The 8,124-nt window shown below is 46.7% G+C and carries 6 protein-coding genes; 4 read left to right on the forward strand and 2 right to left on the reverse strand.

Annotated features, from left to right (window positions below):
• Together ACLR2L_RS16810 and ubiG are read right to left on the reverse strand one after the other, a co-directional pair.
• Positions 1-1,035 (reverse strand): ATP cone domain-containing protein (locus ACLR2L_RS16810; RefSeq protein WP_413369734.1); only part of this gene is annotated, 1,035 nt, incomplete at its 3' end.
• 426 nt (positions 1,036-1,461) lie between these two features.
• Entirely contained in the window at positions 1,462-2,178 is a 717-nt protein-coding gene (gene ubiG, locus ACLR2L_RS16815; RefSeq protein ID WP_413369736.1) for a bifunctional 2-polyprenyl-6-hydroxyphenol methylase/3-demethylubiquinol 3-O-methyltransferase UbiG, read from the reverse strand.
• 288 nt (positions 2,179-2,466) lie between these two features.
• Here ubiG and gyrA point away from each other — a divergent pair, with 288 nt between their 5' ends.
• The 4 genes from gyrA to ACLR2L_RS16835 form a co-directional block, all read left to right on the forward strand.
• A complete protein-coding gene (gene gyrA, locus ACLR2L_RS16820) occupies positions 2,467-5,148 on the forward strand; it encodes a DNA topoisomerase (ATP-hydrolyzing) subunit A (protein WP_413369738.1) in 2,682 nt (893 codons plus the stop codon).
• Between the two features lie 146 nt (positions 5,149-5,294).
• Complete coding sequence (serC, locus tag ACLR2L_RS16825; protein WP_140957273.1) at positions 5,295-6,380, forward strand: 3-phosphoserine/phosphohydroxythreonine transaminase; 1,086 nt, start codon at positions 5,295-5,297, stop codon at positions 6,378-6,380.
• On the forward strand, positions 6,377-7,666 hold the full coding sequence (gene aroA / locus ACLR2L_RS16830; protein WP_413369740.1) for a 3-phosphoshikimate 1-carboxyvinyltransferase: 1,290 nt from the start codon (positions 6,377-6,379) through the stop codon (positions 7,664-7,666). The genes serC and aroA overlap by 4 nt, the downstream gene beginning before the upstream one ends.
• 218 nt (positions 7,667-7,884) lie before the next feature.
• Positions 7,885-8,124: (d)CMP kinase (locus tag ACLR2L_RS16835; protein ID WP_413369742.1), on the forward strand; the 240-nt coding region annotated here is incomplete at its 3' end.

Below are 8,124 nucleotides of genomic sequence, written 5' to 3' on the forward strand. Positions count from 1 at the left end.
CTGATACATCAGCTTGTTAAACTGCACACCATAGTCCAGATGACGTACGCGGTTTTCTTCTACACCACGGTTATTCTTCAGTACCAACAGGGATTCGATTTCCAGGTGCCACAAAGGATAGAAAAGGGTAGCAGCACCACCGCGCACACCACCTTGCGAGCAACTTTTAACCGCTGTCTGAAAGTATTTGTAAAATGGAATACAACCCGTGTGGAAAGCTTCACCACCGCGAATTGGACTGCCCAGCGCACGGATACGGCCTGCATTCACACCAATACCGGCACGTTGGCTTACATATTTAACAATGGCGCTAGCCGTGGCGTTAATTGAGTCCAGGCTGTCACCCGTTTCAATTAACACACAGGAACTAAACTGACGCGTTGGAGTGCGTACTCCCGCCATAATTGGTGTTGGTAATGAAATCTTGAACGTTGACGATGCATCATAAAAGCGGCGAACGTAATCAAGACGTGTAGATTTTGGGTAGTTAGCAAACAGACAAGCTGCTACCAAAATGTACAGGAACTGAGCGCTTTCATAAATCTCACCGGAAACGCGGTTCTGAACCAGGTATTTTCCTTCCAGTTGCTTAACCGCAGCATAACTGAAGTTCATGTCGCGCCAATGGTCAATATACGAATCCATTTCCGCAAATTCTTCTGGCGAGTAGTCTTGCAGAAGATGCTGGTCGTACTTACCCATGTCTACCATGCGGGCCACGTGATTGAACAGGGCCGGCGGCTCAAATTGACCAAACGCTTTTTTACGCAAATGGAAGATGGCCAAACGGGCTGCCAGATATTGATAGTCCGGTGCGTCGGTAGAGATTAAATCAGCGGCAGATTTGATCAGGGTTTCGTGAATTTCGGCGGTTTTAATACCGTCGTAGAATTGAATGTGTGCTTTAATTTCAACCTGTGAAACAGAAACGTTTTTCAGACCTTTTGCTGCCCAAGTGATGACTTTATGAATTTTGTCTAGATCAATGGGCTCTTTCTCACCGTTGCGTTTGGTGACAGATAAATTGTTATTCATTTTTACTGGCCGTTTGTCTGTTAGCGCTTGTCGCGGGGGCAGGTGATGCATTGCCCAATTATTGTTTTAAATGCTTTCCATACGGAAGGAACACTGCACGATCCTGCCGATCCACAAATGATCCGGACGATCAGGTAAACAAATGTTCAACTGAACTGAAGCTGGACTAAGAGCGGATAACCACAAGATAGTGAGGTTTTGGCTTTAATGCAACCCAATATCTGGTGCTTAATTCGCCGATCAAACACAACTCATTATCAGGTTAGTATTGACTAACTGTTTATCGTTTACCTTGGCAATATTTGTATAAATGCAAGCATTTTTGTTTTTTTTTGATCGCCTTAAAATATTTTTCTCTAGAAATGGCGCTCTTATAAAAAACCGCTATATAGTGCTATGGGGTATTTCATAGCACTATATATTGTGTTAGGCGATAGGCTTTTCACAATGAATGATATAGTTTACATCTATGTTTTTATTTGATAACAGGAACTGCTGATTAAACAGATCGTAGTGAATGCCTGTAGTGGATCGCGGGATCAAGCCAGCCTGATCGGCAATCTTCATCAATTCAGAAGGTTTCATAAAGCGCTGATACTGGTGTGTTCCTTTGGGCACCCACTGCAACACATATTCAGCCGCTACAATTCCCAGCAGGTACGACTTGATATTGCGGTTAAGGGTAGAAAAAAAGACGTGGCCACCAGGTTTTACCAATTGGGTACATGCCTGAACAACTGAGGCCGGGTCTGGTACGTGTTCCAGCATCTCCATACAGGTTACAACGTCAAAGCTACCGGCGTGTTCAGCGGCAAACGCTTCTGCGCTGACGCAGTGATAATCCACACTAATACCCGACTCAAGACCGTGTAGCCGGGCAATTTCCAGCGAAGCTTCAGCCATGTCTAAACCTGTTACCGTTGCACCCCGTGCAGCCAGTGACTCTGCGAGAATGCCTCCACCACAACCGACATCCAGTATTTGTTTGCCAAACAAACCATCACATTCTGCTTCTATATAAGAGAGACGAAGTGGATTGATGGTGTGTAACGGCTTAAATTCACCTTCGGGATCCCACCATCGTTCTGCAATTTCTGAGAATTTATCGATTTCAGTCTGGTCAACGTTTTGAGTAACCGGCATGCGTCTGTTTAGTCCATATAAATAACCTATGTTGGTTCGCACATTACCTTATATTCAAGGTTGCTTCACGGCTAAATTTCAATGCCGCCTTGTAATTGCACAAAAAATGTTCGCTCGAGGCGTTTTGCTGCGATCCATGCCATTAATCACTACATAAATGCTGTTTTGGGTGGTAGACTCGTTGGTTAATCAAGAGACCCCAAATGCGTGCCGGAAGGGAAATATGGCGCAAGGGCGCCGCATTACCGTCCAGCCACGAGAAACTTATAATAAGGGACCAAGCAGTTTATGACTGATAACGCCAAAGAAATTCTCCCGATTAACATTGAGGAAGAGCTCAAAACATCGTATCTAGACTATGCGATGAGCGTTATAGTTGGGCGAGCGCTGCCTGACGTAAGAGATGGTTTAAAACCAGTACACCGCCGTGTGCTGTTTGCCATGAACGAACTCAAGAACGATTTTAACAAGCCTTATAAAAAATCCGCTCGTGTAGTAGGTGACGTTATAGGTAAGTACCACCCGCATGGTGATTCTGCTGTTTACGACACAATCGTTCGTATGGCGCAGCCTTTCTCGTTGAGATACATGCTGGTAGACGGCCAGGGTAACTTCGGTTCGGTAGACGGTGACTCCGCTGCTGCAATGCGTTATACCGAAGTGCGCATGGCCAAAATTGCCCATGAATTGCTGGCCGATCTTGAAAAAGAAACCGTGGATTTTGTCCCTAACTACGATGGTACAGAACAAATACCTGCCGTATTGCCTACCAAAGTACCCAACCTGTTGGTTAATGGTTCGTCGGGTATCGCGGTTGGTATGGCCACTAACATTCCGCCTCATAACCTCACTGAAGTTATCAACGGCTGTATTGCGTTAATTGAAGACCCAACTCTGGGTATTGAACAGTTAATGGAATACATTCCAGGCCCGGATTTCCCCACTGCTGCAATGATCAGTGGCCGCAAAGGAATAGACGACGCCTACCGCACCGGTCGCGGTAAAATTTACCTGCGTGCCCGTGCTGAAATCGAAACTGAAAGTAACGGTAAAGAAACCATTATCGTTCACGAAATTCCCTACCAGGTTAACAAAGCGCGATTAATTGAAAAGATCGCCGAACTGGTAAAAGAAAAGCGCATCGAAGGCGTTTCTGCATTGCGTGACGAGTCTGATAAAGACGGAATGCGCATTGTAATAGAAGTAAAGCGCAACGAATCTGCCGAAGTATTACTTAACCATTTATATGCCAATACACAGTTGCAAACTGTATTCGGTATTAACATGGTGGCGCTGGATAACGGTCAGCCCAAAGTATTTAACTTAAAGCAAATACTGGAAGCCTTTATTCTTCATCGCCGTGAAGTGGTAACACGCCGTACGGTATTTGAATTACGCAAGGCCAGAGAGCGTGCACACATCCTTGAAGGTTTGGCGATTGCGCTGGCTAATATCGATCCGGTAATCGACCTTATTAAAGCGTCGTCCAGCCCGGCCGATGCGAAGAAAGGCCTGATTTCACAAGGTTGGGAATTGGGCGACGTAGCCGAAATGCTGCAACGCGCAGGCAATGACGCGGCCCGTCCGGACTGGTTAGCACCGGAATTCGGTATTCGCGATGGTCAGTATTATCTTACTGAACAACAAGCCCAGGCTATTCTTGATTTACGTTTACACAAACTGACCGGACTTGAACACGAAAAGATCCTGGACGAATACAAACAGCTGTTGGAACTGATTGCAGAATTGCTGCACATTCTGGGTAGCCCTGAACGTTTGATGGAAGTAATTCGTGAAGAGCTTGAGAAGATCCGTGAAGAATTTGGCGATCAGCGCCGTACGGAAATCACTGCGGCCAGCCATGACATCGACATCGAAGATCTGATTGAGCAGGAGGACGTGGTAGTTACCTTGTCTCATGAAGGTTATGTGAAGTATCAGAAGCTGACTGAATACGAAGCACAGCGTCGCGGTGGTAAAGGCAAATCTGCCACTAAGATGAAAGACGAAGATTTCATTGAAAAACTACTGGTTGCCAACACCCACGATCATATACTGTGTTTCTCAACCCGAGGCCGTTTGTACTGGTTGAAAGTGTATCAGTTACCGCTGGCCAGCCGTAATGCCCGTGGTCGACCCATAGTGAATATTCTGCCGTTGGAAGATAATGAGCGTATTACTGCTATTCTGCCAATTAAAGAATTTGAAGAAGACAAGTTTGTTTTGATGGCAACGGCCAATGGTTTAGTGAAGAAAACCAGCCTGACCCAGTATTCACGTCCGCGTAGTAACGGTATTATTGCGGTAAACCTGAATGATGGTGATGAACTGATTGGCGTGGCGATCACCCACGGTGATGACGACATCATGTTGTTCTCTGATGAAGGTAAAGTGGTTCGTTTCAACGAAAAACTGCGTGATTCAGAAACCGGCGAAGTGAAACTTGATCCAGAAACCGGTGAAGAGCTGTACGCATTACGTCCAATGGGACGCACCGCTACAGGCGTTCGTGGTATCAAGCTTCAGGAAGGCCAGAAAGTGGTATCACTGATTGTACCTAATGGTGATGGCGCCATCCTGACGGCCACTGAAAATGGTTACGGCAAGCGCACACCGCTTGCTGATTATCCTGCGAAGAGCCGTGCGACACAGGGCGTAGTGTCAATAAAAGTGTCTGAACGCAACGGCAAGGTTGTTGGTGCAGTTCAGGTGCAGGAAAACGACGAAATTATGTTGATTAGCGATGCAGGTACACTGGTGCGTACCCGCGTGAGCGAAGTATCAACGGTAGGTCGGAATACACAGGGCGTAAGACTGATTCGCACCGCTGATGACGAACATGTAGTGGCGTTACAGCGCATTGATGAAGTTGAGGAAGTTCTGCCAGAGCTTGACGAAAATGGTGAAGCACTGGAGACCACAAACACCGCAACAGACGGTGATAATAATGAGCCTGCGACAGACGAATAAATCCTGATTTAACAGGAATATAAATGGTGAACAAGCGGCTGTGTGCCGCTTGTTTTTTTAGCCGTCAGGGATGTATGTATTTCACAGTAAGTGTTTAATCACCCAGGTAAAATACCAAACGTCCATAACAGTGTTTAAGAAAGCTCATGAAACAAGTATTTAATTTCAGTGCCGGTCCAGCCATGCTGCCAGCAGCGGTAATGACCAAAGCACAACAAGAATTCACTAACTGGCGTGACAGCGGTTGCTCAGTCATGGAAGTCAGTCACCGCGGTGCTGATTTTATTGAAATCGCTGCTCAGGCTGAGCAGGATCTTCGCGACTTGCTTAGTGTGCCAGACAACTACAAAGTACTGTTTTTACAGGGTGGTGGGCGAGGTCAGTTTGCCGCAGTACCGTTGAACCTGTCGTCCAGTAACGATACATCACTGCATCTTGTCAGTGGCTCATGGTCTCGTGGTGCCGTGGAAGAAGCGGAAAAGTACAACCAGGCCAAAGTCATTGGTGAAGTGGTTGAGCACAACGGTTTTCAAACCGTGCCTAAACCCGCGTTGGCAGATATCGACCAATCAGCAGCGTATTTGCATTTCTGCCCCAACGAAACGGTTGATGGTATTGCATTTGACTGGTTGCCAGACGCAGGCAAGGTGCCGCTGGTAGCCGATATGTCATCAAACATCCTTTCTAAGCCAATTGATGTAAGCAAATACGGTGTAATTTATGCCGGTGCTCAGAAGAATATTGGCCCGTCTGGTTTGTCGCTGGTCATTGTTCGTGATGATCTGATTGGTAAGGCTCGTCAGAGTACGCCATCGATTTTTGATTATGCGTTAATGGCAAACAGTGACTCCATGTACAACACGCCGCCTACATTTTCATGGTACCTGGCTGGTCTGGTGTTCCAGTGGTTAAAAGAGCAGGGTGGTGTTGAAGCCATGGCCAGTGTCAATCAGCATAAAGCTGACTTACTGTATACCGCTATTGATGATTCGTCGTTCTATCGCAACAACGTTCATCCGGATAACCGTTCAATTATGAATGTGCCTTTCCATCTGGCCGACCCTGCGCTGGATAAAGTGTTTCTTGAAAAGTCTAAGGAAGCGGGTTTGATGGCACTGAAAGGTCACCGCTCAGTGGGTGGAATGCGCGCCAGTATATACAATGCAATGCCGGTAGAAGGTGTGGAAGCGTTGGTGAAATTTATGCGTGAGTTCGAGGAGCATTACGCATGACAGTAGCGCAATTAACGTTATCGCCTGTAACCACCGTAAACGGTGAAGTGAATGTACCCGGCTCGAAAAGTTTATCGAATCGGGCCTTACTGTTAGCTGCATTGGCAAAGGGTACGACTACCCTGACTAATTTGCTCGACAGCGACGACATTCGGCATATGTTAAATGCACTGACGCAGCTTGGTGTAAGTTATTCTTTAAGCGAGTGCAAAACAGAGTGTACCGTGCAGGGTCTGGGTGGCGCGTTTAATCATGAAGCACCGTTAGAACTGTTTTTGGGTAACGCAGGTACTGCCATGCGTCCTCTGTGTGCCGCACTGGCCGCTTCCACTGTGAACGTAACACTTACCGGTGAGCCTCGCATGGAAGAGCGCCCGATTGGCGATTTAGTTGATGCTCTGGTAGAGGCGGGCGCGGACATTACTTACCTGAAAAACCCGGGTTACCCGCCGTTACACATTGCAGGAAAAACGCTGCAGGGTGGTAAATTATCGGTAGATGGCAGTGTATCCAGTCAATTCTTAACGGCTCTCTTAATGGCAGCGCCTTTATTTAAGGAAGACACGACTATTAGTATTAAGGGTGATTTAGTGTCTAAGCCTTATATAGACATTACCCTGGATACAATGGCTAAGTTTGGCGTACAGGTTGACAATCACAATTATCAGCACTTTACCATTAATGCCGGTCAGCAATACATTGCGCCTGAGCGTTTTTTGGTTGAAGGTGACGCGTCATCTGCATCGTATTTTTTAGCAGCAGGGGCGATTAAAGGTGGCACAGTAAAAGTAACCGGGATTGGCAAACAAAGCATTCAGGGCGATATCCGTTTTGCGGACGTGCTCGAAGCAATGGGTGCCAAAGTGGAATGGTTCGACGATTGTGTGGTGATCCACGGCGCGCCGTTACACGGTGTTGACATGGACATGAATCACATACCGGATGCCGCCATGACAATCGCGGTTGCAGCATTGTTTGCCGAGGGCGATACGTGTATTCGCAATATTTATAACTGGCGGGTAAAAGAAACCGACCGGCTAAATGCCATGGCAACAGAATTGCGCAAATTGGGCGTGGATGTAGAAGAAGGACACGATTATATTCGCGTTACACCTGCCCCTGAACTGCAGCATGCTGAAATCGATACTTATAACGACCACCGCATTGCTATGTGTTTTTCGCTGGTGAGTTTAAGTGATACGCCAGTAACCATTAATGATCCGGGCTGTACTGCCAAAACATTTCCTGATTATTTCACGCGATTTGCCACAATCTGTCATCGTTAAGTCAGATTTCATTTTTATCATGCTCACTGGCTGTAGCGCAGTGAGCATGAATTTCCTCTCATGGCAATATCCTGCACTTTCTCAGTAAGAATATGACAATGAAAATCAAACAGGTCGGAGCATTATTGACTTGTATCATTGCCAATTCGACTGACACGCGTATAATTGCGGCCGATTTCGACAATCCATTAACAAAAATTTAAATAACTGGAGCAGGTATGCATCCAACACCCGTAGTAACGGTAGATGGCCCGAGTGGTGCCGGGAAAGGGACCTTAAGCGCTTTATTGGCAGAAAAATTGAATTGGCATTTGCTCGACAGCGGTGCGATTTACCGGGTTTTGGCGGTTGCCGCCATGCATCACGATCTACCTATTGACGACGAAGCCGCCATAGTGCCGTTGGCTTCCGGTCTTGACGTGAGTTTTGAGACAGAAAATAACCAACGCCGTGTGGTA

Source organism: Alteromonas sp. AMM-1 (assembly GCF_047290655.1).
In the GTDB taxonomy this organism is placed as follows: Bacteria; Pseudomonadota; Gammaproteobacteria; order Enterobacterales; family Alteromonadaceae; genus Alteromonas; species Alteromonas mangrovi.

Coding starts and splice junctions, on each gene's coding strand:
- serC (WP_140957273.1), top strand. CDS start 5,295: ATGAAACAAGTATTTAATTTCAGTGCCGGTCCAGCCATGCTGCCAGCA.
- gyrA (WP_413369738.1), top strand. CDS start 2,467: ATGACTGATAACGCCAAAGAAATTCTCCCGATTAACATTGAGGAAGAG.
- ubiG (WP_413369736.1), bottom strand. CDS start 2,178: ATGCCGGTTACTCAAAACGTTGACCAGACTGAAATCGATAAATTCTCA.
- aroA (WP_413369740.1), top strand. CDS start 6,377: ATGACAGTAGCGCAATTAACGTTATCGCCTGTAACCACCGTAAACGGT.